The 24,934-nt window shown below is 65.7% G+C and carries 24 protein-coding genes; 7 read left to right on the plus strand and 17 right to left on the minus strand.

Going from position 1 to position 24,934, the window contains the following annotated elements; translation table 11 throughout:
* The first annotated feature begins 10 nt into the window (after window positions 1-10).
* Window positions 11-832: a betaine/proline/choline family ABC transporter ATP-binding protein gene (locus DCN14_RS01440; protein WP_096500619.1), complete on the plus strand. Its 822-nt coding sequence runs from the start codon at window positions 11-13 to the stop codon at window positions 830-832.
* Between the two features lie 110 nt (window positions 833-942).
* Here the strand turns inward: DCN14_RS01440 and DCN14_RS01445 are convergent, their stop codons facing one another.
* The 6 genes from DCN14_RS01445 to DCN14_RS01470 form a co-directional block, all read right to left on the minus strand.
* Window positions 943-1,317 carry a gamma-glutamylcyclotransferase family protein gene (locus DCN14_RS01445; RefSeq protein ID WP_096500617.1) on the minus strand — a complete coding sequence of 125 codons (375 nt, stop codon included), beginning with the start codon at window positions 1,315-1,317 and terminating at the stop codon, window positions 943-945.
* 108 nt (window positions 1,318-1,425) lie between these two features.
* Window positions 1,426-3,093 (minus strand): GMC family oxidoreductase N-terminal domain-containing protein, encoded by a 1,668-nt coding sequence (locus DCN14_RS01450; RefSeq protein WP_096500616.1) that lies wholly within the window; start codon window positions 3,091-3,093, stop codon window positions 1,426-1,428.
* Window positions 3,094-3,109: 16 nt separating this feature from the next.
* Window positions 3,110-4,327, minus strand: a complete 1,218-nt coding sequence (locus tag DCN14_RS01455; RefSeq protein WP_096500614.1) for a mandelate racemase/muconate lactonizing enzyme family protein — start codon at window positions 4,325-4,327, stop codon at window positions 3,110-3,112.
* Window positions 4,324-5,667: an MFS transporter gene (locus tag DCN14_RS01460; protein WP_172441873.1), complete on the minus strand. Its 1,344-nt coding sequence runs from the start codon at window positions 5,665-5,667 to the stop codon at window positions 4,324-4,326. Before DCN14_RS01460 ends, DCN14_RS01455 begins: the two co-directional genes overlap by 4 nt.
* 149 nt (window positions 5,668-5,816) lie before the next feature.
* A complete protein-coding gene (aldA, locus tag DCN14_RS01465; RefSeq protein WP_096500610.1) occupies window positions 5,817-7,241 on the minus strand; it encodes an aldehyde dehydrogenase in 1,425 nt (474 codons plus the stop codon).
* Window positions 7,242-7,661: 420 nt separating this feature from the next.
* Window positions 7,662-8,600, minus strand: coding sequence for a LysR substrate-binding domain-containing protein (locus tag DCN14_RS01470; RefSeq protein WP_096500608.1), 939 nt, complete (start codon window positions 8,598-8,600; stop codon window positions 7,662-7,664).
* 228 nt (window positions 8,601-8,828) lie between these two features.
* Here DCN14_RS01470 and DCN14_RS01475 point away from each other — a divergent pair, with 228 nt between their 5' ends.
* A complete protein-coding gene (locus DCN14_RS01475; protein ID WP_096501018.1) occupies window positions 8,829-9,704 on the plus strand; it encodes a LysR substrate-binding domain-containing protein in 876 nt (291 codons plus the stop codon).
* A gap of 166 nt (window positions 9,705-9,870) precedes the next feature.
* Here DCN14_RS01475 and DCN14_RS01480 read toward each other — a convergent pair whose 3' ends face one another.
* The 6 genes from DCN14_RS01480 to fae all read right to left on the minus strand — a co-directional run bounded on the left by DCN14_RS01480 (window position 9,871) and on the right by fae (window position 15,692).
* Complete coding sequence (locus DCN14_RS01480) at window positions 9,871-10,218, minus strand: hypothetical protein (protein ID WP_096500606.1); 348 nt, start codon at window positions 10,216-10,218, stop codon at window positions 9,871-9,873.
* A complete protein-coding gene (locus tag DCN14_RS01485; protein ID WP_096500604.1) occupies window positions 10,215-10,940 on the minus strand; it encodes a hypothetical protein in 726 nt (241 codons plus the stop codon). Before DCN14_RS01485 ends, DCN14_RS01480 begins: the two co-directional genes overlap by 4 nt.
* A 197-nt stretch (window positions 10,941-11,137) precedes the next feature.
* A complete protein-coding gene (locus DCN14_RS01490; protein ID WP_226278860.1) occupies window positions 11,138-12,472 on the minus strand; it encodes an MFS transporter in 1,335 nt (444 codons plus the stop codon).
* 169 nt (window positions 12,473-12,641) lie between these two features.
* The gene (locus DCN14_RS01495) at window positions 12,642-14,093 is read right to left on the minus strand and encodes an NAD-dependent succinate-semialdehyde dehydrogenase (RefSeq protein WP_096500600.1); all 1,452 of its coding nucleotides are present in this window, start codon (window positions 14,091-14,093) and stop codon (window positions 12,642-12,644) included.
* Between the two features lie 14 nt (window positions 14,094-14,107).
* Window positions 14,108-15,127: an aldo/keto reductase gene (locus DCN14_RS01500; protein ID WP_096500598.1), complete on the minus strand. Its 1,020-nt coding sequence runs from the start codon at window positions 15,125-15,127 to the stop codon at window positions 14,108-14,110.
* Window positions 15,128-15,167: 40 nt separating this feature from the next.
* Complete coding sequence (gene fae, locus DCN14_RS01505) at window positions 15,168-15,692, minus strand: formaldehyde-activating enzyme (protein ID WP_096500596.1); 525 nt, start codon at window positions 15,690-15,692, stop codon at window positions 15,168-15,170.
* 323 nt (window positions 15,693-16,015) lie between these two features.
* Between fae and DCN14_RS01510 the strand changes: the two genes are divergently transcribed.
* The 3 genes from DCN14_RS01510 to DCN14_RS01520 all read left to right on the plus strand — a co-directional run bounded on the left by DCN14_RS01510 (window position 16,016) and on the right by DCN14_RS01520 (window position 18,198).
* On the plus strand, window positions 16,016-16,933 hold the full coding sequence (locus DCN14_RS01510) for a LysR family transcriptional regulator (RefSeq protein ID WP_096500594.1): 918 nt from the start codon (window positions 16,016-16,018) through the stop codon (window positions 16,931-16,933).
* Window positions 16,934-17,151: 218 nt separating this feature from the next.
* A complete protein-coding gene (locus DCN14_RS01515; protein ID WP_096500592.1) occupies window positions 17,152-17,517 on the plus strand; it encodes a hypothetical protein in 366 nt (121 codons plus the stop codon).
* A 114-nt stretch (window positions 17,518-17,631) separates the two neighbouring features.
* Complete coding sequence (locus DCN14_RS01520; protein WP_096500590.1) at window positions 17,632-18,198, plus strand: hypothetical protein; 567 nt, start codon at window positions 17,632-17,634, stop codon at window positions 18,196-18,198.
* 28 nt (window positions 18,199-18,226) lie between these two features.
* On the opposite strand, the gene DCN14_RS01525 is transcribed toward DCN14_RS01520, so the two are convergent.
* On the minus strand, window positions 18,227-19,102 hold the full coding sequence (locus DCN14_RS01525) for a LysR family transcriptional regulator (protein WP_044848057.1): 876 nt from the start codon (window positions 19,100-19,102) through the stop codon (window positions 18,227-18,229).
* Between the two features lie 160 nt (window positions 19,103-19,262).
* Between DCN14_RS01525 and DCN14_RS01530 the strand changes: the two genes are divergently transcribed.
* The gene (locus DCN14_RS01530; protein WP_096500588.1) at window positions 19,263-20,582 is read left to right on the plus strand and encodes a DUF3422 domain-containing protein; all 1,320 of its coding nucleotides are present in this window, start codon (window positions 19,263-19,265) and stop codon (window positions 20,580-20,582) included.
* Window positions 20,583-20,611: 29 nt separating this feature from the next.
* The gene (locus tag DCN14_RS01535) at window positions 20,612-20,812 is read left to right on the plus strand and encodes a hypothetical protein (RefSeq protein WP_096500586.1); all 201 of its coding nucleotides are present in this window, start codon (window positions 20,612-20,614) and stop codon (window positions 20,810-20,812) included.
* A gap of 93 nt (window positions 20,813-20,905) precedes the next feature.
* Here DCN14_RS01535 and DCN14_RS01540 read toward each other — a convergent pair whose 3' ends face one another.
* From DCN14_RS01540 to DCN14_RS01555, 4 genes are read right to left on the minus strand one after another with little or no spacing between them, the layout of a single operon-like run.
* Window positions 20,906-22,918, minus strand: coding sequence for a DUF2235 domain-containing protein (locus DCN14_RS01540; RefSeq protein ID WP_096500584.1), 2,013 nt, complete (start codon window positions 22,916-22,918; stop codon window positions 20,906-20,908).
* A gap of 15 nt (window positions 22,919-22,933) precedes the next feature.
* Window positions 22,934-23,389: a DUF3304 domain-containing protein gene (locus DCN14_RS01545; RefSeq protein WP_096500582.1), complete on the minus strand. Its 456-nt coding sequence runs from the start codon at window positions 23,387-23,389 to the stop codon at window positions 22,934-22,936.
* A gap of 17 nt (window positions 23,390-23,406) precedes the next feature.
* Complete coding sequence (locus tag DCN14_RS01550) at window positions 23,407-23,880, minus strand: DUF3304 domain-containing protein (RefSeq protein WP_096500580.1); 474 nt, start codon at window positions 23,878-23,880, stop codon at window positions 23,407-23,409.
* Between the two features lie 11 nt (window positions 23,881-23,891).
* Window positions 23,892-24,923: a DUF4123 domain-containing protein gene (locus DCN14_RS01555; RefSeq protein WP_240327233.1), complete on the minus strand. Its 1,032-nt coding sequence runs from the start codon at window positions 24,921-24,923 to the stop codon at window positions 23,892-23,894.
* Window positions 24,924-24,934: the final 11 nt, after the last annotated feature.

A 24,934-nucleotide genomic window follows, 5' to 3' on the forward strand; every position in this document is an offset into this window, starting at 1 on the left:
GGAGGCACACATGGCAACCATCGACGTCAGGCACGTGTACAAGCTGTTCGGGCCGGAGGCCGCGCATCCGCGCGTGCTCGACCTGTTGCGGGCGGGCAAGCGCAAGGCCGACGTGCTGTCGGAAACGGGCTGCAACGTCGGACTCAACGACGTGAGCCTCGGTATCGCGTCGGGCGAGATCTTCGTGATCATGGGGCTGTCGGGCTCGGGGAAATCGACGCTCGTGCGCCACTTCAACCGGCTGATCGAACCGACGGCCGGCGAGATCGTGATCGACGGCAACGACGTGATCGGGCTCGATGCGAACGGATTGCGGGAATTGCGCCGCTACAAGGTCAGCATGGTGTTCCAGAATTTCGGGCTGCTGCCGCACCAGACCGTGCTCGACAATGCCGCGTACGCGCTGCGCACGCGCGGCGAGAACCGGCACGACGCGCTCGATGCCGCGCGCAACTGGCTGACGAAGGTGGGGCTCGACGGGTATGGCGAGCATTACCCGGACGAGCTGTCGGGCGGGATGCGGCAGCGTGTCGGGCTCGCGCGGGCGCTGGCGGCCGACACCGACGTGCTGCTGATGGACGAGGCGTTTTCCGCGCTCGATCCGCTGATTCGCACCGAGATGCAGGATCAATTGCTCGAGTTGCAGGCGACGCTTTCGAAAACGATCGTGTTCATCACGCATGATCTCGACGAGGCCTTGCGCATCGGCGACCGGATCGCGATCCTGCGCGATGGCACGCTCGTGCAGGTCGGCACGCCGGACGATATCCTGTCGCGGCCGGCCGACGAGTATGTGCGGCGGTTCGTGGAGAAGCGGACCGGCGTGAACTGACCGGTCGGGTCGGCTCGCGCATGAAACGCGGCGCATCGCGACGAGCGGTGCGCCGGTTTTTTACCGGGCTCCGGCGATACGAACCCGCGCGGCGTGCCGGCGTTTCGCCGTCAGCCCTGACGCGGCGAGTTCGCGTCCACGTACACCCACGCCGATGCGCCCGACGCGAGCACGACGAGATCGCGGCGGTATGCATCGACCTCGTAGTCGTCCGCGTGCTTCAGTTCCTCGGGCGTGATCGCGAACACGGTGCCGCTGACCTTGTCGCCGGGATGGCCGGTATAGGTCACGACCGGGTGATGCGTCTTCCCGCTGGTCGCGACGACCTCGGGATCCTTGATTTCCAGCATCGCGAGCGAATAGCCGGGCATGTGATCGGCATGACCGCCCAGCAATCGGCCGAACGTTGCAAGCTGCACCTGTTCGAGCTGAAGCGTGCCGTACGAGAAAAGGTTTTCTGAAAGCGTGGAATCGACGTTCGACATGACGGGTACACGTGGAAGCGGAGTGGTCGATTCTATAACCTCGTACGGATGCCTGCAGGGAAGCCGGGCTGCGGTGTGCGATTCGTACCGACGCGCCCGGCCGCCGAATCAATGTGCGACGGTTTCCCGCGCGCCGGCCGGCACGCCGCCCGCCTCGCCGCGCAACGCATCGGCCAGGATCAGATCCGCGCCTTTTTCCGCGACCATCATCGTCGGCGCATTGATGTTCCCCGACGTGATGTTCGGGAACACCGACGCATCGACGATGCGCAACGCCTTCAGCCCGTGCACGCGCAGCGATGCGTCGACGACCGACGTCGCCGCATCCGGCCCCATCGCGCATGATCCGCACAGGTGGTAGATCGAACCCGACTGCTCGCGGAAGTACTGCCGCATCGCTTCGTCGGAATCGACCTGCGGCCCCGGCGAAATTTCCTCGACCGTCATCGCCTTCAGCGCCGGCGCCTGCATCAGCGCGCGGATCACCTTGCTGCCCTGCACGGCTTCGTCGAGATCCTTTTGCGTGGTGAGCGCATTGATGCGGATTTTCGCGGCATCTTCCGCGCGGTTCGATGCGATCTCGATCGTGCCGCGGCTCGTGGGCCGGCACGGGTTGAACGCGATCAGAAAACCGGAGTAGGGCTCGGGCTTGATGCTTGCGCGATCGCTCTTCGGGATCCGGTACGACAGCGGGTTGAAGTAAAGCTGCAGGTTCGGCTCGTGCGTGTCCGCCGTGCCGCGGAAGAACCCGCCGGCCTGGTTCACGCTCATCGCGAGCGGGCCGCGCTTCGTCAGCAGATAGCGCAATCCGATCTTCACCTTGCCGAGCAGCGTCCCCATCTCGTCGTTGAGCGTCGGCCGGTTCGCCTTGAAATAGAAGCTCACGCACAGGTGGTCCTGCAGGTTGCGGCCGACGGCCGGCAACGCATGCACGAGCGGCACGCGATGACGCGCGAGCAGCGCCGGATCGCCGACGCCCGACAGTTGCAGCAGCTTCGGCGTATCGACCGCGCCGGCCGCGAGAATGACTTCGCGCGCGGCGCTCAGCGTTTCGTCGCCGTGTTCGCCCGCGACGATCACGCCGGCCGCACGCGTACCGTCGAACGTCACGCGGCGCACGAGCACGCCGGCGCGCAGCGTGAGATTCGGCCGGCCGAGCGCGGGTCGCAAATAGGCGAAACTGCTCGAACAGCGTTCGCCGTGCTTCGTGTTCAGGTCGTAGATGCCCGCGCCTTCGAACCGCGCGCCGTTGAAATCGTCGGTGCGCGGCAGGTTCAACTGCGCGCAACCCTTCAGGAATTCATGGACGATCGGATGCACGTCGGCCTTCATCGACGTGATGTGGATCGGCCCCGACGTGCCGTGATGCTGCGGATCGGTTGCGCCGGCCGCGTGCGTTTCGAGCTTGCGGAAGTACGGCAGCACGTCGTCGTAGGCCCAGCCGGCATTCCCGGCCGCGGCCCAGTCGTCGTAGTCGCTGCGCTGGCCGCGCACGTAGACCATCGCGTTGATCGAGCCCGAGCCGCCGACCACCTTGCCGCGCGGGCAGTACAGGCTGCGGCCGCCGAGCTGCGCTTCCGGTTCGCTGTAGTACATCCAGTTGTAGCGGCGGTTGTAGTAGGTCTTCGTGAAGCCGACCGGCACCTTGAACCAGAACGACGCGTCCTGTTCGCCCGCTTCGAGGAGCAGCACCGAGTGCCGGCCCGATTCGCTCAGGCGGTTCGCGAGAATGCAGCCGGCCGATCCCGCGCCGACGATGATGTAGTCGTAGGTCATGTCTCGTCCTTCGTGCTCAGCCCTTCGCGGGCGCGAGATCCTTCACGTCGACGGGTTTCCCGCCCATCTGCAGATGCAGCCGCTCGCCGGTGTACGGCGTGTGCCGGCGCACGACGTCCATGTCGAGCTCGATGCCGAGGCCCGGCTCGTTCGACGGGACGATGTAGCCGTCTTCCCAGCGGATCGGGGTCTTCACGACCTCCGCATGGAAGCCGCCCCAGGTCATGATGCTTTCCTGGATCAGGAAGTTCGGCGTGCAGGTCGCGAGCTGGATGCTCGCGGCCGCGCCCACCGGTCCGTTGTACAGGTGCGGCGCGATCTGCGCGTAGTGCACTTCGGCGAGGGTCGCGATCTTCTTCGCTTCGAGCAGGCCCCCGACGCGGGCGACGTTCAATTGCAGGATCGACGCGCCGCCCGCCTGCAGCAGCTTGTGGAATTCGTATTTGGTCGTCAGGCGCTCGCCGGTCGCGATCGGAATCGACGTGTGCTTCGCGACGTCGGCGATCGCTTCTTCCTGACCCGGCGGCACGGGCTCCTCGAACCACAGCGGGTCGTACTTCTCGAGCCGCTTCGCGAGCCGGATCGCCGACGACGGCACCATCTGGCCGTGCGTGCCGAACAGCAGGTCGGCCTTGCTGCCGACTGCTTCGCGCACGCGGCGACAGAACAGCTCGCAGCGATCGAGCACTTCCAGCGACAGCTGGTGGCCCGAATAGGCCGTGTACGGGCCGGCCGGATCGAACTTGACCGCCGTGAAGCCGCGCTTCACGTTTTCGGCCGCGCATTCGGCGGCGAGATCGGGATCGTCGTAGTCGTATTCGCCGTTCGCGTTCTTCGGGTACAGGTACGTGTACGAGCGCAGCCGTTCGTGGATCCGGCCGCCGAGCAGCTCGTACACGGGCTTGCCGGCGGCCTTGCCGACGATGTCCCAGCACGCCATCTCGAGCCCGCTGACGACCCCCATCATCGTCAGGTCGGGCCGTTGCGTGAAGCCGCTCGAGTAGGTCTCGCGGAACAGCCGCTCGACGTGGTGCGGATCGTGGTTCAGCAGGTAGCGGTCGAACACGTCGTCGATGATCGGGCCCATCGCCTTCGGGTGGAACGTCGCCGAGTAGATCTCGCCGACGCCTTCGATGCCGCAGTCGGTCTTCAGCTTCACGAAGATCCAGTACATCCCGCCAATATGCGGCGGCGGGACGGCGACGATGTGGGTTTCGAGCGAAACGATCTTCATGCGGACTCCTTGAGGCGGTTGACGCGATTGATGCGGTTGAGACGATGTTTGAGGCATGCCGCGGCGCCCGCGCCACACAGAGCGATGGCCGCGATATAGCCGAAATAGAGCTGATAGCCGTGTGCGCCGGGCCAGGTCTGCGTCACGTAGCCGTTGATCAGCGGCACGAACACGTCGGGCGAATAGCCGAGCACCGAGATCAGGCCGATGGCGAGACCCGCGCAGTGCGTGGGCACGCGGCAGTCGTCGAGCAGCGACCAGTAGAGGCCGCGTATCGCATAGGTGAGGATGCCGATGAACAGCACGAGCACGACGAGCATCGCTTGCGGGCTGTGCGGCGGCGCGGCGATCAGCCCGACGAGCGACAGCGCCGCGAGCACGAGTGCCCAGAACAGCACGGACACCTTCGACACGCGGTCGCCGAGGAAGCCGCCGCCGATCCCGCCGACGGGGCGCATCCACAGCTTGAGGGTCGTGATGAAGCCGGCCGCGGTCGCGCTCAGCCCGAAATTGCCTTCGTGCAGGTAGGCCGAGAAGCTGTAGGTTGCCCAGAACACCTGATAGCCGCAGAACACGATCGCCGCGACGAGCCACAGCTCGGGAATCGCCGCGAGCGTCTTCAGATCGGTCAGCACATTGGTGCGGCGGTCGTTACCGCGGCGGTGCTGCGCTGCCTGGCGCCCGTCGGCGCGCGGTCGATCCTTCACCAGCGCAAGCAGCACACCGAGCGTGATGCAGAAGCACGCGTACAGATGCACGACGAGCGTGAAGCCGGCCGCGTCGGTGCCGCCTCGCGCCTGCGTCACGTACGCGAACAGCGTGATCGCGATCGTCGCGAGCAGTGCCTCGACGAGCCCGCGCCCGCCGTCGAGCAGCCCGAAGAAGCGGCCCTGTTCGTCGGGGCCGGCGATCATGTTCACGCGCTTGATCACGGCCGCCCAGAACGTGAGGCCCGTCGTCAGCCCCCAGCCGCCGAAGATCAGTACGAGCGCGTTGAACGACGGTCCGGTCGCGTAGACGAGGCCGAGCGCGCCGGTCGCGAGCAGCGAGAAGCAGATCAGCCAGCGCGGCGACAGACGGTCGGCGAGCCAGCCGCTCGGCAGGTAGCTGAGAAGGAAAATCGTGCCGAGCGACGAGTACAGGTAGCCGAGTTGCACGTCGTCGATCCGGAAGAACTGCAGCATCGTCGGCTGGTACACCTGCCGCAGGTACAGCATCGGGTAGATCGCGCCGGCGGCGATCACGAGCAGCAGCAGCTGCAGGTAGCGCTGCGCGCGCGACTCGTGCGCGGCGCCGGGCAAGGCGAGCGACGCGGCGGGCGTCGACGGCTGGGTAGGCATGATGTCTTCCTCCATCAGGCGCCCTGGAAGCGGGCGTCTGCAGATTTGTTATGTGCAGGTCGATCGTGGGAGCGGCGCGTGCGACGGGGGCCGTTGCCAGACGCGCCGGAAAATGGCACCGGGAAATGGCGCCGGGGCGTGCGTCAGTGTCAGTACTTCATGACGACGAGGCGCGTCTGCGTGAATTCGAGCATGCCGTGCTTGCCGTCGTCGCCGCCGAGCCCCGAGCGTTTCCAGCCCGCGTGAAAGCCCTGGTACGGATCGGCCGGCGTGCGATTGACGTACAGCTCGCCGGCTTCGATCGCGTTCGCCACCTTCATCGCGGTGCGGTAGTTCTCGGTGTAGAGCACCGACGACAGCCCGAACTGGTGATCGTTCGCGAGCGCGATGGCCTCGTCGATCGTCGTGTAGCGCAGCACCGGCATGATCGGGCCGAAGGTTTCCTCCTGCACGATTTCCATGTCCTGCCGGCAGCCGGTGAGCAGCGTGGCCGGGTAGAAGAAGCCGGGGCCGTCGGGAATCGCGCCGCCCGTTTCGAGCGTCGCGCCGGCCGCGACCGCGCGTTCGACCATTGCATGGATGTGCGCACGCGCCGATGCGCTGACGAGCGGGCCCATGTTCGACGGATCGGCTGCGCGATCGCCGCTGCGCACCGCGGCCATCTTCGCCTTCAGCAACGCGACGAAGCGGTCGTATACGCCGTCATGCACGTACACGCGTTCGATGGCGGTGCAGAGCTGCCCGCAGTGCGTGGTCTTCGACGCGACGAGCGCCGCGGCCGCGCGTTCCAGATCGGCATCGGGCTCGATGATCGCGGGTGTCTTGCCGCCGAGTTCGAGCGACGGCTTCGCGATGTTCGCCTTGCAGTAGTCGAGCACCTTGCGGCCCGCGTTCACGCTGCCCGTGAGCGTGATCATCCCGACCGCCGGATGCGTGCACAGCGCTTCGGCCGTCGCATGATCCATCGTCAGGATGTTGACGACGCCCGGCGGGAAACCCGCGTCGTCGACGGCTTTCGCGATCTCGAATGCCGACACTGGCGTGTGGTTGCTCGGCCGCACGACCACCGTGTTGCCGGCGATCAGCGCCGGCGCGATCTTGCGCAGCAGCGTGTAGACCGGATAGTTGAACGGGATCAGGCACGCGACGACGCCGATCGGCTCGCGTTGCAGGAACAGGTTCTCGTCGGGCGTGTCGCTCGGAATGATTTCGCCTTCGATCCGGCGCGCCCATTCGGCGTGATAGCGCGTGATCTGGCCCGCGTAGACGGCTTCGTTCGACGCGTCCTCGACGCTCTTGCCGGATTCCCGAGCCAGCGCCGCGCCGATCTGCGGTGCGCGTGCGGCGAGCGCATCGGCGAAACGATGCAGGTACGCCGCGCGCTCGGCGCTCGGCAGCGTGCGCCAGCCTTTTTGCGCGGCGGCGGCCGCGTCGGCCGCGGCGAGCGCGTGGGCCGGCGTCGCGGCGGGCACGCGCGCGAACGGCGCTTCGGTGGCGGGATCGTGGACGACGATGAACGCGTCGCTTTCCGGGACGACGAAACGGCCGTTCACGTAGTTGCGTTCGGTTCGCATGAAGAGGCTCCTCCAAGGGGTGCGGGCGGATCGCTTCGGATGGCGAAACGCGCGACAACAGGACAGGAGCCATTCTGTTCATGCGTTTATTGCACGGCAAACGACTTATTTTTGCGCCGATCATGAGAAAAACGCACGTTACTCGGCCGGGCAACCGGAATCGCCCGTCATACAAGGCCACCGCGGTGATCGGGACGGCGGGCGGTGGCGGCACCGGCGGGGGTATTCCCCAACTGATTCGCGTGTGCCGGGGCGCGGGAGCCGGCAGGGCGGCGCCCGTCAGCCAGGCGACGCGTCGTTCGTCGTTGCAATGGCTACGGCTATTGCGCCTCCTCGCTCCTTGCCTGCGCCCGGAGGAAGTCCCCCTGAGGGACGGGCGGAAAGGCACGTTCGCAAGCCCGTTATTAGCGTGAACAGGCCCTAGCGCAGCGGCACCTGCGGCAGCGGCGATGAAGGTTCGAGGTGGCGTTTCGCGAGCCATACTTCCTGTTGCAGCCAGTCGCGGAACTGCACGATGTGCGGCAGGTTCGTCTGTTCGGGGCGCGTGACGAACCAGTACGACTGATGGCCGTCGACGTGTACGTTGAGCACCTGCATCAATTGCCCGGTCGCGAGCTCGCGCGCGACCATGTGGCGGTCGGCGATCGTGATCCCGAGGCCGTCGATCGCCGCGCGGATCGCGTGGTCGAGCAGGTCGAACTCGTAGCCGCCGCGCGTATCGACATCGGCGATGCCGGCGGCTTTCAGCCAGTGCTGCCAGGTCAGGTAGCGCTGGTCGTCGGTCGCGAGCACGTGCAGCAGCGTGAAGCGGTTCAGGTCGATCGGCGCGCCGTCTTGCCGCAGCCGTGCGTAGAGCGCGGGGGCGCAGACGGCGATATGCTGCTCCTGCATCAGCAGTGCGTTGTCGAAGCCGTCCCATTCACCGTCGCCGAAGCGGATCGCGCAGTCGAGCACGCGCGATTCGCCGAGGCTGTCGTGGATCCGGGTCGTGAGGCTCAGCTCGAATTCGGGATGCGCGTCGCGCAGCCGGCCGAGGCGCGGCATCAGCCAGCGCGCGGCGAAGGTCGGCGGTACGTTGGCGCGCAGGCGGTTCAGATGGGTTTTCTCCTGCAGGCTGCGCACGGTCAGCTCGATCTTGTCGAACGACTGCTGCAGCGCGCGCAGCAGCACGCGCCCGGCCGCCGTCAGTTCGAGCTGGTGATGGCGGCGCTCGAGCAGCGTTTCGCCGAGCTGGCCTTCGAGCTGGCGCACCTGCCGGCTCACCGCGCTCTGCGTCACGTTGAGCAGTTCGGCCGCGCGTGTAAAGCTGCCGGTGCGGCCGGCCATCTCGAAGGCTTTCAGCGCATTCAGCGCCGGCATCTTGCGTCTCACGGGGCGGTGTCGTGTTTGGTGCGGGATGCTTATTGTAGGCGGGTGGGCGGCGCGGCGGGAACGACGAATGACGTGGCCGGCCGATGGGCCGCGCGCAACGGATATCGGGGTTTTCACGACCTGCCGGGCGGCGTGCTTTTCTGCGATAAAGCTGCGCGCAAGATTGCCGGCGGCCTGACCGGCAGCCAGACGAAAGACGGAGAGGAAACACATATCATGCGACGCCTGCCATCGTTGATCGCGTTGCGATTTTTCGAAGAAACCGCGCGTCATCTGAGCTTCAACCGCGCGGCGGTTTCGCTGTGCGTGACGCAAGGCGCGGTGAGCCGGCAGATCCGCTTGCTCGAGGAGGCGCTCGGCGCGCGGCTGTTCGAGCGCGATCACAAGGGCGTGCGTCTGACGGATGCCGGCGAGCGGCTGCTGCCGTTCGTCGGGCAAGCGTTCGACACGATCGAGCGCGGCGTCGGCGAGATCGCCGCCGCACGGCCCGGCGCGAAGCGGCGCCTTACGGTGTCGCTGCCGCCGACGTTCGCGACGCAGTGGTTTTCGCCGCGGCTCGGCACGCTCGCGGAGGTGCTGCCGGATGTCGAGCTGTCGATCCGCACCGAGCCGGCCGACGATTGCCATTGCCACATCCGCTTCGGGCGCGTGGCGCGGCCGGGCATGCAGTCGGAGCTGCTGATGATGGAGCGCCATGCGCTGGTCGGCGCGCCGCGCTACCGCGGCGACGCGCTCGATGCGCTGCTCGGCCGGCTGCCGTCGCTGCACGTGCTGCACGAGGGCAAGCGCCTGACGTTGTGGGCCGACTGGTGCGAGCAGGCAGGGATCGCGGTCGAGCGGATCGGCGACGGCATCGAGTTCTCGACCCTCGAACAGGCGATCCGCGCGGCACGCAAGGGCGCCGGGCTTGCCGTGGTCGACCTCACGATGATCGAGGAGGAGATCGCCGAGGGCAGCCTCGTGCGGCTGTCGCCGGTGCTGCCGATCGGGCCGTTCGGCTATTGGCTCGACATCGCGCCGGAGAACGTCGCGATCGAGCCGGTGCGCGCGTTCGCCGCGTGGCTGCGGGAGCAGGCGGCGAGGAAGGGGTAGGGGCGACGATGCGACGCGGCTGATCGGGACGTTGAAGCAATCGATTCGGTCCCGGTGTGTCCCGCCTTGTTCCCGGCACCGGTATTTGTCAACGATCGTTACCGGCACCGGAGGTCGACACGATCGTCGTCGACCCGGGCCATGCGCTTTCTTTCCGCTGTTCCGGTCACGAGTCGGGATCCTGACCGAAGTGCATCAGTGTTTCCCGGCGGGCCATGGCTTCCGCTTCGGCGTCCGTGATGATGGGCAACTGACACTTCGAGAGATCGATACGCCCCACGTTGAACGGCGCGCGTAGCGGCCGGGGAATGGCGGCCGCGCGTGCGTCGTGCTCGAGGGCGGATTTGCGCATGATTCGTGCGAGGCTGTGATGGAGTTCGCGTGTGATGATCGCGTCAAGGCATCGGAGGTTTTCCGAGAGACGAACGGGGCGATGACCGTTCATCGGGCGGCGACGCTTCGACATGGGTCGCATGATTCGGAAGCCGGCGATCGGCGTGTGCTTTGCGTTCATTCGTAGATTCCCTTTTCGATGAGGTATTTCTGCAACGTCTGCACGGACTTGCCATGCGGCGTGACGTCGAATGTCATCCAGCGATGTGATCCGGCTACGCGCCAGAAATCTCGCCCGAATCGCGTCGCATAGAGCGCATGAAGCGACCGAATCGAACCGTCGGCCAGACCGGCCGGGTAGCTCGGGAAATACTGGAACAGGGCAGCTTCGTCGCCATGTCTGTCGGGAATGGGTGCGTCGAAGCCGAGTCGTGGCCAGGCGTAGTAGCCGAACAGCCGGCGGCCGCCGGGCTTCGGTGCGGCCTTGCGGCCGCCCGCTGCAAGTGCGCTGATCCGGGCGATTCCCAACGTATCGCATGCACGTACGATTCGCCACAACATGGCCGCCCCGAGTCCGGCGATCGCGTGATCGACGAGATCGATCGTGCGGAGTTCGAGTGCGGACGCGTCCGATCTTCGAAAGACGGATACGCGATTTTCGGAGCGGATCAGCGCCGGGTGGGTAACGCTGAAGGTCAGCCTGTTCGTGCTGTCGATGTAAGCTTGAATCGCCGATCCGGCGGGCGCTCCACACAACGAAACCAGCAGTTCGTCGGAGACGTCGCCATCCACGCCAAGCAATGCGGAGATGTCGAGATCGTTACGATCGATCGCGAGCCGATCGTCGAAGTACGTCGTTTCGTACGGCAGGACATGGCGGAGATTCACATATCGGGCGGACATGGTCGCGGGCAGAGAACGGAAAGCCCCAGCATATCGCCGCGAATCCGGCGGCCCCAGTCTGCCGAACAGCCAGCTCGAACGTGCCGCAGCGGGGCGTCCCGTCGGGCTTCCGCCCGGTTCGTACCGATACACACGATGTCGCGTCGCGCCTGCCGGCATGCCCGGCCCTTCCGGCAAGCGCACCGCGCATCGGTCCTTCAATGCCCGGCCGCCTCCTCCAGCGTCAGGTGCTTCGTCTCCGGTGCCCACGCGATCGATACGATCATCCCGACCAGCAACACGCCGGCCAGTGCGAACATCGTCGCGTGAAAACCGAGCGTCGCGATGCCGACCGGCAGCAGGAACGTGCCGATCGCCGATCCGAGCCGGCTGCACGCGATCGCGAGGCCGACGCCGCTTGCGCGTACTTCGGTCGGGAAGCACTCGGGCGGAAACACGCCGACAAGATTGCTGAATGCCGACATCGTCAGCGTGAACACGGCAAACGCAACGATCATCGCGATGGCCGCCGACGACGGCAGCAGCGCCAGCGCGACGAGCGACGCGCACGTTACCGCGAACGACCCGATCAGGAAGCCGCGCCGCGACAGCCGGATCGTGAGCCAGATCCCGATCAGCGCGCCGAGCACGAGGAAGCCGTTCAGCATCAGGTCGGCGCCGAAGCCTTCGGCGAGGCCGATCGTCTTCAGGATCGTCGGCAGGAACGTGTAGATCGCGAAGTACGGAATCACCAGGCACACGAAGAACGCGCAGTTGAAGATCGTGCGGCGAATCAGGTCGCGCTGGAACAGTCGGGCAAAGCCGCCGTGCGCGTGCGGTTCGGTGGCGCCGTCGAGCATCACGTGTGGCCCGAAGTGCTTTGCGACGATCGCGCGCGCTTCGCGCTCGCGGCCCTTGCCGAGCAGCCAGCGCGGCGATTCGGGCGTGCCGATCCGCAACACGAGCACGACGAACGCCGGCAGCGCGGCCGACGCCAGCAGCCAGCGCCATGCGTCGGGCGCGACGTCGCTGTAGGCGAGGCCGAGCACGTTCGCGGCGACATAGCCGATCGTCCAGATCACGCTGAACGAACCGAGCAGCGCGCCGCGATGCTTGCGCGGCGAGAATTCGGCGAGGATCGCGTGGCCGACCGTGAAGTCGCCGCCCATCCCGAAGCCGATCAGCACGCGCAGCAGGCACAGTTCGAGCGGCGACGACACGAAGAACTGCGCGAACGCGGCTGCGGTGATGATCACGAAGCTCGTCAGGAAGATCTTCTGGCGGCCCATCCGGTCGGACAGCCAGCCGAACACGAGGCTGCCGAAGAAGATGCCGACCAGTGCCGAGCTGCCGATCATCCCCATCCAGAACGCATCGAGCGGCATCTGCTTGCCGAGCGCGGCCAGCGCGTAGCCGATCGTGCCGAGCGTATAGCCTTCGGTGAAATGCGCGCCGAACGTCAGCCCCGCGATCTTCACGTGGAAGCGGTTGAGCGGCACGTCGTCGAGCGCGACGGGGTGGTGCGGCACATCGGCGCCGCGCGACGGCGGCAATGCGCGCGCCGTGCCGGATTGAAGGTTGGCCTGATTCAAGCTGTCTCCTGGATTGTTGTGCGTCCGGCATGCGACGTGCGGGCATCGATCGACGCCGGGAAGCCGTGCCGGGCGCCGCGCGGCCGGATGGCGCGCGGCGCATGTCGAGCGTCGGGACCGCCGGGCGCGGTCAGCGGCCGAGACCGGCCATCAGCGTGTACTTGAGCTCCACGTACTCGTCGAGGCCGTACTTCGAGCCTTCGCGGCCGAGCCCCGATTGCTTGACGCCGCCGAACGGTGCGACTTCCGTCGAGATGATCCCGTCGTTGACGCCGACCATCCCGCTTTCGAGCGCGCCGGACACGCGCCATGCGCGGCCGAGGTCGCGCGTGTAGAAGTACGCCGACAGACCGAACGGCGTGTCGTTGGCCGCGGCGACGGCTTCTTCCTCGGTCGCGAAGCGGAAGCAGCCGGCGACGGGGCCGAAGGTTTCCTCTTCGGCGATCAGCATGTCGGGTGTCATGCCGGTCAGCACGGTCGGTTCGTAGAAGGTGCCGCCGAGCGCGTGGCGCTTGCCGCCGGTGAGCACGCGCGCGCCTTTCTCGGTCGCGTCGGCCACATGCCGCTCGACCTTGTCGAGCGCCGCTTCGTTGATCAGCGGCCCCTGGTCGACTTCGCCCGCGAGCGCGTTGCCGACGCGCAGTGCGCGCGCCGCATCGGCGAGCTTGCGCGTGAAGGCGTCGTATACGCCGTCCTGCACGAGGAAGCGGTTCACGCACACGCAGGTCTGCCCCGTGTTGCGGAACTTCGAGGCGATCGCACCCTGCACGGCCGCGTCGAGATCGGCGTCGTCGAACACGATGAACGGCGCGTTGCCGCCGAGTTCGAGCGACAGCTTTTTCAGCGTGTCGGCCGACTGCTTCGCGAGCAGCTTGCCGACGCGTGTCGAGCCCGTGAACGACAGCTTGCGCACGACGGGCGAATGCGTGAGCGCCTCGCCGATGGCGACCGCGTCGCCCGACACGACGTTGAACACGCCGGCCGGCACGCCCGCCCGCTCGGCGAGCACCGCGAGCGCGAACGCCGACAGCGGTGTTTCCTCGGACGGCTTCAGCACCATCGTGCAGCCCGCCGCGAGCGCGGGGCCGGCCTTGCGCGTGATCATCGCGAGCGGGAAATTCCACGGCGTGATCGCCGCGACGACACCGACCGGTTCGCGCGTGACGACGATCTGCGCGTCAGGCTTCGGGCTCGGGATCACGTCGCCGTACATCCGCTTCGCCTCTTCCGCGAACCATTCGAGAAAGCTCGCCGCGTACGCGACTTCGCCGCGGGCTTCCGCGAGCGGCTTGCCCTGTTCGCGCGTCAGCAGCTCGGCGAGCGCGTCGCGATGTTCGAGCATCAGTTCGCCCCAGCGCTTGACCCGGGCGCCGCGCGCCTTCGCGGTCAGCGCGCGCCAGCCAGGCAACGCGCGCGCCGCGGCGTCGATCGCGCGCTGGGCGTCGTCCGCGCCGCCTTTCGCGACTTTCGCGATGGTCTCGCCGGTCGCGGGGTTCAGCACCGCATAGGTCGCGTCGCTCGCGCCATGCGGTTCGTGCCATTCGCCACCGATGTAGTGGCCGGTTCTGAGAAATTCGGTCATCGTGTGTGGTCCCTTCAATCCGTGAAGCTGCCCTGCGCCGGGCGCGACGCGCGCGCGATGCGCCGGCCGGCCGTGTAGTCGTTGATCAGGTCGCACGGCGTGTAGTTGCGTTCGAGCTCGTGCAGTTCGTCTTCGCCGAGCCGGGTTTCGAGCGCGCCGAGCGCGCTGTCGAACTGCGCGACGGAATCGGCGCCGACCAGCATGCTGGCAATGCCGGGACGGCTCAGCACCCAGGCCTGCGCGATTTGCGCGGGCGGCACGCCGCGCCGCTTCGCGACCTTCGCGACCGATTCGGCGATCGCGAGCGATGCCTCGTCGCCGTACATCTGCGCGGTGAAGAAGTCGGTCTGGTTGCGCGTCGATTGCGGTTCGCAGGTCAGCAGGCCGCGTGCGAGCGGGCTGAATACCGACACGCCGACGCCCTGGTCGATACAGTACGGCACCATTTCGCGCTCTTCCTCGCGATACGCGAGGTTCAGCTGCAACTGCATGTTGATCGGCTTGTCCCAGCCGTTGCGCTCGCACGCCTGCATGATCTTCGCGAATTGCCACGTATACATCGTCGACACGCCGATATAGCGGGCCTTTCCTGCGCGCACGATGTCGTGCATCGCGCTCATCGTTTCCTCGACGGGGGTGTTCACGTCGAAGAAGTGCAGCATGAAGATGTCGACGTAGTCCATTCCGAGACGCTTCAGCGACCCGTCGATGCCGTCCAGCACGTGCTTGCGCGAATGGCCGCCGGCGTTCGGATAGCTGCCCATGTCGTAGCCGACCTTCGTCGTGACGACGAGCTCCTCGCGGCGCGCGTTGCGCTTCAGGATGCGGCCGACCACTTCCTCGCCGACGCCTGTCGAATAGAAATCCGCGAGATCGATGAAGTTGACGCCGGCATCGAGCGCGCGGCGCACGATCGGTTCGCTCTGCGCTTCGTCGAAGATCCACGGCTTCCATTCGGGCGTGCCCATGTTCATCGTGCCGAGGCACAGCCGGGACACCTTCAGGCCGGACTGGCCGAGGCGGACGTATTCCATGCTTCCTCCTGATTCGGCCTTGCCGGCCGTTCGTTGTCGGTCAGTGCTGGTTCGGCGTGTAGAACGGGTTCGATACGTCGCGCGCGGCGGCGAACACCGCGTCGCGATGCGGCAGCCCCTCCATCGCGGCGACGATCGCGTTGCGGCACGCACGGTAGTTGTTCTCGAACACGGCGTCGAGATCGTCGGTCTTCGGGTTCACCCAGTTCGCCGACACGACGACCCAGTCGTTCTCCGCTTCGGGCGGCAGCGTGCCGTTTTCGAGCGCTTCGGCGACCGCCTTCGCGATGCCGGCCTGCGAGGCGCCCCACGTCGCGTTGCCGTGGAAGTCGCCGTCGATCTGCGCCTTGTTCACGTACAGCGTGAGCGGCTTGGTCGGTATGCCCGGCTGCGCGATCACGACGAACGGCGCATGGCCGGCCGACGGCGTCGCGAGTGCGGTCGCGAACGCCTGCCCGGCGGGACCGTTGCGCGGGCCGATCAGCACGTTGATGTGCGCGAGGTTGACGCCGGGGCCTTCGAAGCCTTCGCCGATGAAAAGCTGTCTGGGTTGCAGTGCGGTCATTGCTGTGTCTCGTCGATGAGGTGGGTGTGAGGCGATTGTCGGGGGCCGCGGCGCGGCCGGTGAATCGATGTTTTCTGATCGAGGTATGAGTTTTCGTCGTCTCCGGGAAAGCCCTGAACGCCGCGCGCGGACGCCCGCCGGCCGGGCGGCCGGTGCTTCGGGACGGTGTCGCGGAACGGGCGGTGCGGGCGAACGGCTGCCTGCCGGCTCCGGGTTTGTCATACCCGGGCAGGGGTTGGAGGGCCGTGCGGGTCTGGACAACAATCGGCATCGCCGGTCCTATCTTTCGTCGCCCCGTCCTTTTTCGAAAGCGAGTAATTCCGATGGCAGCCATTCAGAAGCCCGATTGGTCGAAGCTGAGTTCGCTCGACCCGGAGCTGATCCGCGCATTCGTTGCCGTCGTCGAGAGCGGCGGCTTTACCGCGGCGGCCCGGCAGCTGCATCGCACGCAGTCGACCATCAGCCTGCGGATCCGGACGCTCGAGGAGCGGCTCGACACGCACTTGTTCATGCGCAACAGCCGGCGGCTCGAACTGTCGCGGGACGGCGAGAACTTCCTGATTCACGCGCGGCGGATCATCCAGGTGCAGAACGACGCGATCATCGCGCTGAAGCAGACGAGCAGCGACCGCGGCGTCGTGCGTTTCGGGTTGCCCGAGGATTACGCGGAGTTGTGGCTGCCCGACCTGCTGAAGTCGTTTTACGCGCTGCGGCCGGGTGCGCGCCTGCACGTGCATTGCCGGATGTCGCTCGAACTGGTCGAGCGGCTGCAGGCAGGCGAGCTCGATGTCGCGCTGGTGGTGCGGCATGGGCCGAATGCGGGCGGGCGGCTGCTCGGCCGCCACGACGTCGTGTGGGCCGCGCATCGTGACTTTGCGCTCGACCCGCTCGCCTCGGTGCCGCTCGCGCTGTTTCCTGAAACCTGCTGCTACCGGCAGCGCGGGCTGCAGGCGCTCGCGACCGCCGAGCGGCCGTATCACGTCGTCTATACGAGCCAGAGCCCGACCGGCATCAAGATCGCGGTGAACCATGGCGCGGCCGTCACGATGATCGACCGCTGCACGCTCCCCGGGAACTGGCGCGTGCTGGACGACGCAGACGGTTTGCCGCCGTTGCCGCCGGCCGATCTCGAGTTGCATCGCTCGCCCGGCATCTGCGATCCGCTGACCGACGATCTGGTCTCGCTGATCGAGGCGATGGTCGACGAACGGCGGCGGGCGTCGCTCGAGGCGTTCGCGTAGTCGAGCGCCCGGCGCGTGGATGCCGGGGCGGCAGGCCGGCATTCCGTCGAGCCGGGAGTCCCGGAATCGGGAAGGCCGGTGGGCGGCGGCCTGCCGGCGGCGCGGGTGCTGCCGCAAGCCGTTTTTTGCACTGCAATGCCGTTTTTTTGCACGGCGTTTATATCTCTTCTTCTAAGCTCGGGATGTGTTGAACAGCCGCGACGGCCTCCGTCCGTTCCATGACCTTCATCCATCCCGTCCCCGCTTTCGACGTCGCCGGCCGCCAGTTGCGCACCGGCGAGCGCCGCAGCGTCATGCCGTTTCCTTTGCCGCGCCCGCGCCTGCAACTGCCCGTCACGCTGACGGCCGGTTCCGCCGCGCTCGCACACGCCCGGCTCGCGGCGCTCCTGCATTCCCCGCTCGGCGTCTATGTCGTCGGCGCGCGCACCGTGCGCGACGTGATCCACGTGCAATTCGACATCGCGCCGGAGGATCTGGACTTCACGCTGCACATGCTGATCGCGCTGCAGGCCGACGCCGTGATCGGCCCCGTCGCCCGCCGGTTGCATGTCGGATCGCAGTACCGCCAGCCCGGGGCGCGCTGATTGCTTGTTCGGTCCGCCACCTTTTCTCCGGTTGCCGTGTTGTCAGTGAACCGGCCGCGGCGAACGTTCGTGCGCCGCGTCGTACGTGGCGCTGACCCTCGACAGGGAGGATTCATGTATCTCACGGAAGAAGTGCGCACCGCGCGGCCGGCAGGCCGGCGCGTGCGGGGCGCGACGCTGCCGTCGGGCGGGCAGCTCGCCCGGCAGTTGATGGTGACGGTTCGCGCGGCGGACGTGCTGCTGCGCCAGGCGATCCGGATGCCGGATCGGCATCAGTGGTCGGTCGACATCGAGCGGGTCGACGCGGCCGGCGGCCCGTTGGCCGCATGGGATTCGCACGCGATGTTCCGCATCGCCAGGACGTTCGAGCCGGGTATCGAGGCGAACGCGCGGGCCGGCGATCCCGACCGGATCGCCGTCGAAATCCGGCTGTTTCTTCCCGAGCAGGCCTATCTGGGCGAACAGTGCGTCGGCATCTTCGGCCGGCGGCACGGCAACCGGTTCGGCGCGACGCTGTCGGTGACGGCCGGGTCGCAGCGGGGCGGCCGGCGCGACGAATGCATTCCGCCGGCCGGGCGGCACGTGCGCGGCGACACGCTCGAAGCGCTCGTCGACACGGTTGCGGGCATCGTCAACGCGGCGCTGCCGGCCGCGGGCCATCCGCGAGCGGGCGATTCGTGACGCCGCACGCAGCGGCGCCTGATCGCGTTCAGGCGTCGCCGGTCTGGCCGGTTTGCCGCTGCAGATCTTCCATCAGTTGTTCCGCGAGAAAGTCGCACGGCGGGCGCTTCGATTTCGTGCTGCGCGCGAGGATCAGCTCGAGCGGCGGCAGATCGGGCAGCCCGTGCGAGCGGCCGAGCATCGACAGTTGCGCGGGAATCGCGCAGCGCGCGAGCGGCGCGACCGCGAGGCCGGCTTCGACCATGCTCAGCAGTCCGAGCAGACTCGGGCTTTCGTAAGAGGTCCGGAACGGTAGCTTCGCGCGTTCGAGGCTGCGGATCGCGTTCTCGCGCGCGACGCTGCCCGGCATGAACACCGCGATCGGCAGCGGCCGTTCCTCCCAGACGCGCGGCCCGTTCGTCATCGCGGCCCATGCCATCGGCTCGTGGCGGATGAAGTCGCCCGACAGCCCCTTGATGCGCGTGCCGCACACGAGATCGACGGTGCCGTCCTTCAGCAGCGGCGCGAGCGCGCTGCTCGGCAGCCCGATCACCTGGATCTCGACCTTCGGATAGGTCGCCGAGAATTTCTTCAGCACCGACGGCAGCAGCGACGACGCATAGTCGTCCGGCACGCCGATCACCACCTTGCCGGTCACTTCCGGGCGCACCACGGCCGCCCACGCCTCGTCGCGCAGCGCCAGCATTCGTCTGGCGAATCCCAGCAAGACCTCGCCTTCGCGCGTGAGCACGATGCTGCGCGGCTTGCGCACGAACAGCGGCCGTCCGATTGCGTCCTCGAGGCTCTTGATCTGCATGCTCACGGCCGACTGCGAGCGGTTCACGGCTTCGGCCGCACGGGTCATGTTGCCGGTTTCCGCGACGGCGACGACGGTGGCCAGCACGTCGTGATCGAGCATCTTCATCGGTATCAGGAAAACTGAATGTAACGATCAACATTATGCGTTTTTATTGTCGCAATGTGTCTGCCATAGTGGAATCACACCGGCTGCATCGTCCGATGCAGCGCGGCAATTGCGCCGGCGTGGCCGGCATGCAGCGTTGAACAGGGAAAGTGGTGTACCGATGATCGATCATCCGTTGCGCGCCGCACTGGCCGCGGAATTGCATGCCCGGCCGTTCCTGCGGCTCGCCGAAGCCGTGTCGCTCACGCACTATGCGATTTACGCGGACGGCCAGCCCGATCTTCACGAAACGCTGCTGCATGCGCTGTGCCGCGACACCGGCATCGATGCGCCGCACGAAGGCGCGACGCACTACGCGGTGCAGTCGCCGTCCGGCTGGCATCTGAAGTGGGAGCGCCACACCGAATTCTCGACCTTCACGTTCGTCGCGCCGCGCCGCGACACCGGCTATTTCGACGATCTTGCGATCGAGGGCATCCCGGCCGCATGGTTCGCGCGGCTCGCCGGGATCCGTTTCGTCGCGGTGCGCATGGAGTTGCTGTCGGGCGACGCCGCACGGCTCGTGTGCGGCGACCTGCGCCGCTGGATCGACGGGCCCGCGCTCGTCGGCAGCAACGTGCTCGGCGGCGGCAAGGTGTTCTGCGACTGGCATGTGCGTGCCGACGGCTTCATGCGCTTTCTCGTCGTCGACGAGGATTTCCGCGAGGAGCAGGGCGGCCGTTTGCTGCAGCGCCTCTACGAGATCGAGACGTACCGGATGATGGCGCTGCTCGCGTTGCCGGTTGCGCGGCAGATGAGCCGCGAGCTCGACGAGATTCATGCGGCGCTGCATGCGCTGATGCAGCGGATGGACGCGAGCGGCGCGGCCGGCGACGACGCGGCGCTGCTCGTGAAGCTCACGCATCTCGCGGTGCGCGTCGAGGCGCTGTCGGGGTCCGGCGGGCGTTTCAGCGCATCGCGCGCGTACGAGAAGCTCGTGCTGGCGCGCATCCAGGAACTGCGCGAGGAGCGCATCGAAGGCATGCCGACGATCGCCGAGTTCATGGAGCGGCGCTTCGCGCCGGCGATGGAAACCTGCCGCAGCGTGTGGGCGCGTCACGAGCAGATCGCCGCGCGGATCGCGCGTGCCGTCGATCTGCTGCGCACGCGCGTGAACCTCGCGCAGGAAAAAGATGTGACGCGACTGCTGGCGGGCATGGAGCGCACCGCGCGCAACCAGCTTCATCTGCAGCATGCGGTGGAAGGGCTGTCGGTGGCAGCCATTTCGTACTACGTGCTGTCGCTTGCGGCCGCGGCGTTCAAGGCGCTGCACGTGATGAACCTGCCGGTCGATCCCGAACTGGCGGAGGGCCTGCTGATCGCGCCCGTCGTGTTCGCGGTGATTCACATCACGCGGCGCACGCGCGCGCAGCTGGCGCGCTCGGAGGCCGCGCATGACGATGCACTCGTGCATGCGGCGGCATTGAAGCAGGCAAGCTAGAAGATCAACGACATATCAAAGGAATGGAGATGAATCCTGTGCAAACACAACCCGGATTTTTCAGCAGCCTCGACGCGTTCGACGAGCCGGTTTGGGACGAAACGGGGGCGCCGAAAGAGGCACACGTGACGTCGTATCAGGCCGCGATGCTGGAGCCGACGACGTCGCTCGTCGGCGGCACGTTCGATCGGCCGGATGTCGCGGCGGTGGCGATTCTCGGGTACAACTGACGCGGTGTCGAACGTGGTGTGCGCCCGGTCGCGTGTGCGCCGGGCGGGTTCGTATTTTCTGCTGGTGCGGCCGGATGTGACTTACGGTGACGCTCAGTCGCCCGACAGGTCGCCGATCGACGCACCGTGCGGAATCTGACCGGACGTGACCTGCCGCACGTATTCGTCCTGCGCGTCTTTGATGTTCCGGGAGATGTTGCCGAGGACTTTCTTCATGTAGTCCTTGGCGGCATCAGTTTGGCGAGCGACCCAGCCTTTCTCCTCGATTTCGCGAAGCTGCATGAATACGCCGTCGCCGAGCGACACGTTGTTGAGCCGCGTAATCGTGTTGTGCACGAAGTTGTCGAAGAACGCGATCACTTCCGGTGACAACTTCGGCGGATGTACCCATGCGGTAGCCAATGCACGCACCGTCTTGTCCGAGATGTCGTCGACCGTGCGGCGTTCGCCGAAGGTGAATTGCGGCACCCCGGAACTCGGATCCTGGCTCTTGTAGTACCAGTCGCGGCCTTCGTAGTTCGGCAACCCACCGCCGTGCGGGAAGACGGCGTTGTAGACGTCAGCGTCCACCGTGTTGATGAACAGGTTATTTCCGGTGCTTTCATGCGCGGTGCGGTCGTGGACGTAACGTGCCCACGACACGAACAGCTTCTGGTGTTCGAGGAAGTGCGTTTCGAGTGGTCCGCTCGATTTCGGCAGCATGGCCGTGTAGGCCGCGAAGAGGTCGTTGACCGTCAGGTTCTTGCCGTTGACGTTGACCGTCTTTTGAAAATCGAATTCTCTGGCATACGTCGGATTGACCTGGCGAAGTTTGTCTAGCGGTTGAAGTGGCACACCTGCAGCCCATGCTCTATCGAGCATGTTCCGTGCGGATACGCGTGCCAATTCGGCCGACTTTTGGTCTTCGCCCTCTCGAAAGCCGCCACCGACATCCGACTGGCTACCCGGATAGACAATTTCGACCAAGTTTGCGTGATCGGACGATTTCCTCGGAGAATCCAGGTTCTTGTAAAACCGCAACTCCGTCGCGGCAACGTGGTGAACAATTGACTTGAATTCTTTCTGGATATCGAATTCACCAAGTGATTGCTTGGAGAGACTGAGAAACAGGCTCAGCCCCTTGATGCCAACGCTGACACCTTTTCCTGCGGCTGGCACTACGCCAAGAACGGGTGCGACAGCCTTGGTGAAAATCGAATCGGCAAAGGATGTTGAAACGCAATCGAAGAGTCCCATGAAGTCAAATTCGACCGGGATCCCTTGGTATGTCACTTTTCCATCCTTCTGTTTGCATACCTTGCCAATCAAATCGTTTGCGAATTTTCGGGCCATGGCACCACCGCGGTCATATCCGAAAACTGCTACTCGGATACGTTTGATTTCTCGCGAGTCACCGTCGTATGCACGTCGGAAGTTGGCTTCGAAGTCGGCGAGGGCCTGCCGTACACGGATATCGAAACCCGTTCCCATATAGGCAGCAGAGAATTCGGTGTCGCGTATGGACGGAACTGAGTCGGCGACGATCGTTATACCCTGCCCGAGGAGGTCGAATCCTACTTTCTTTACCGTCAAATTCTCTTTTAGCGTGTTTTTGACAGTGGACGGGGCGTTGCTGACGGCATTGTAGATCGCGGACTTGCCGTGAGCGACGATCGTCTGTTCCCCACGACTGGCGAGGATGTTCTTGCCTGCCTCGTTGACGATTTTCTTGCCGGGATCCTTGACAAATTTGTCCTGCGCTTCCTTGGCCAATGCGGATGCGGTATCGGTCGCTACCTTCTTGAGGGTACCGGTCGTTTGAGTTGCCAAGTCTCTCCCCATACCCTCGTAGTACGTCGCGTAGATACCGAGCGCATCGCTGCTTTTTGCGTGGGCGTTATACAGGCGACCGATATTCGAAAGATGATCGAGGTCGTTGAGGCTTTGTCCGAATCCATCAAAAAAGAAGCTTAAGTAGATTTCTTGGACACAACGAAAACATGGTGTCGGCGGTTCAGACGGAAGTTGATTGCTGACACTCGTGGCTCGGGCGACACGTGAGGAGCCGGATGCCGAATCAGGCTGACCGGGAGCGGCGTTTTGCGCACCAGAAGTTTCGTTCGACATGCTTCCCTCGCGATCCTAGTTCGTGTTCGGAATATGCGGCTTCGTTGGCAGCTCGACCCACTGGGCGTCGATCTTTCTATCCGGCAAGAAGTGAAATTCGATGTATCCGTCGTGCTTATTGGGTAACGAGGGGACAGGGATCTCAGTTTCGTATACATCGTTTGGCAAATTTTTTTTGTACTGCTCCTGAGTCAGCTCGTAGACGATCTTGATATGCCATGTCTTTCTGTTTCGCGGCACGCTCATGCAACATACCGTTCCTCCACCTCCGCCGGATTCATGTGCGTTGGAACCTCCGGCTCCAAAGCCATCGATCGTAAAAAGCGCAATGCTTCGATCGGTGTAGTTGTAGCCGGTCACGCGATAAGGACCGTAGCTCGCTGTCTGCGCGTGTACCCACCAGGCCCCGCCAAGCAGTATCGCAGCGACGACGATCGGGTTGCGAATGAGACGGCGAAGGAAATTCAGCATGTCGTTGTTCCTGTCATTCAGTTCGTCGTGGACGACGCGTTGTTCGTTGTCTTCATGTTGCGCGGACCGGTCGGATAGTCTACCCATTGGGCTTCGATTTTTCGGCCGGGTAGAAAATGAAACTCGATATAGCCGTCGTGCTTGTCGGGAAGCGGCGGAATGGCGATGACCGTTTCGAAAACGTCGTTAGGCAGGTTGTTCCTGTACTGCTCGGGCGTCAATTCGTACCGAAGCTTGATGTGCCAGGTTTTCTTGTCGCGCGGCACTTCCATGCAGCACACGGTTCCACCGCCACCACCGGGTTTGTGTGCGCGAACGTTACCTGCGCCAAATCCGTCAATGTTGACGCTGTAGATACTGCGATCGGCAAAGTTGTATCCGATGACGCGATACGGTCCGTAGTTCGTCGCGTATGCCTGAGCGCACCACAAGCTGCCAGCGACCGCAATTCCTGCCGCAACCGCACGCCGCATTCCACTCACCATCCCCATCTCCCCGTCATTCAACCGACATCAGGCCGCGTACCCACCGCCGCCATCGTCGCCGGTTGCCGTTCGGCTGCATAGCCGGCCAGCGGATGCCCATCCAGCAGTTCCGCCCACACCTGCGCATCGACGTCGCCGAGCGTCTCCGACAACGACGGCCCATCCTCCCCGCGCGCCGCGATCTTCCCGGCAATCGCCGGATGCGCGTCGAACGCCGGATGCACATTCATCCCGACCAGCACGAAATACGCGAGATCGTTCTCGTTCACGAGCCCATGCCGGCTCCGCGCCCGCGCGACCAGGTCCTTCACATAGCGAATGCCCCAGCGGTCCGGCACCGCGGACATCGGCGGCAGCAATTCGTCGTGCAACTGGAAATAGAGCGTCTCCGCGAACCCTTCGCGGGCGAGCGCATCGTATTGCGCGTCCGTGAACACGATCGGCGTCGCGGCGGGGGCGGGCAGCGGCCCCCGTTCGTCGCCCGCCACCGCCTCCCACGGATCGAACCGGTAACGCAGTTCGACGAACGCGGCCAGCAGTTCGCGGCGCTGCGCGGACGTCAGGATCGGCAGGAGGTTCTGGAGGACCGACGGATCGTAGTAGCGCAGCAAGGCCTGCCGCGTATCGGGCAGCGTCGCCTCGGCAAGCGGATGCAGATAGGCCGCGAGTGCGGACACCGAGTGACCCGTCACGAGCCACACGACGAGATCCGATTCACCGCCGGCATTCAGCAGATCCCGCATCATCGCGTGCGATGCGGCATCGTCTGCGCTCAGGTCGAGCAGGAACGGACCGATTTCAGGCCGCGACGCTTCGAGCATCGTGTCGGGATACAGCGATTGCCATGCAATGCCCCGCGCACGCGCGGCGTCGAGCATGGTGTCGTCCAGCGCGCCGTCGACGAGCGCGATCAGACGCAGCGGGCGCGTGTGCGCGGCCTGCCGCGCGCGATGCCAGTCGCGCAGGTCGTCGTGCCGTTGCGCGGCGCTCGTGCGCGGCCATTGCGCCGGCAGCGGCAGCGCGCGCGTCAGATCGCGAAACGGCTTCATGGAGGCTGCGT

Source organism: Burkholderia sp. IDO3 (genome assembly GCF_003366075.1).
Lineage (GTDB): Bacteria > Pseudomonadota > Gammaproteobacteria > Burkholderiales > Burkholderiaceae > Burkholderia > Burkholderia anthina.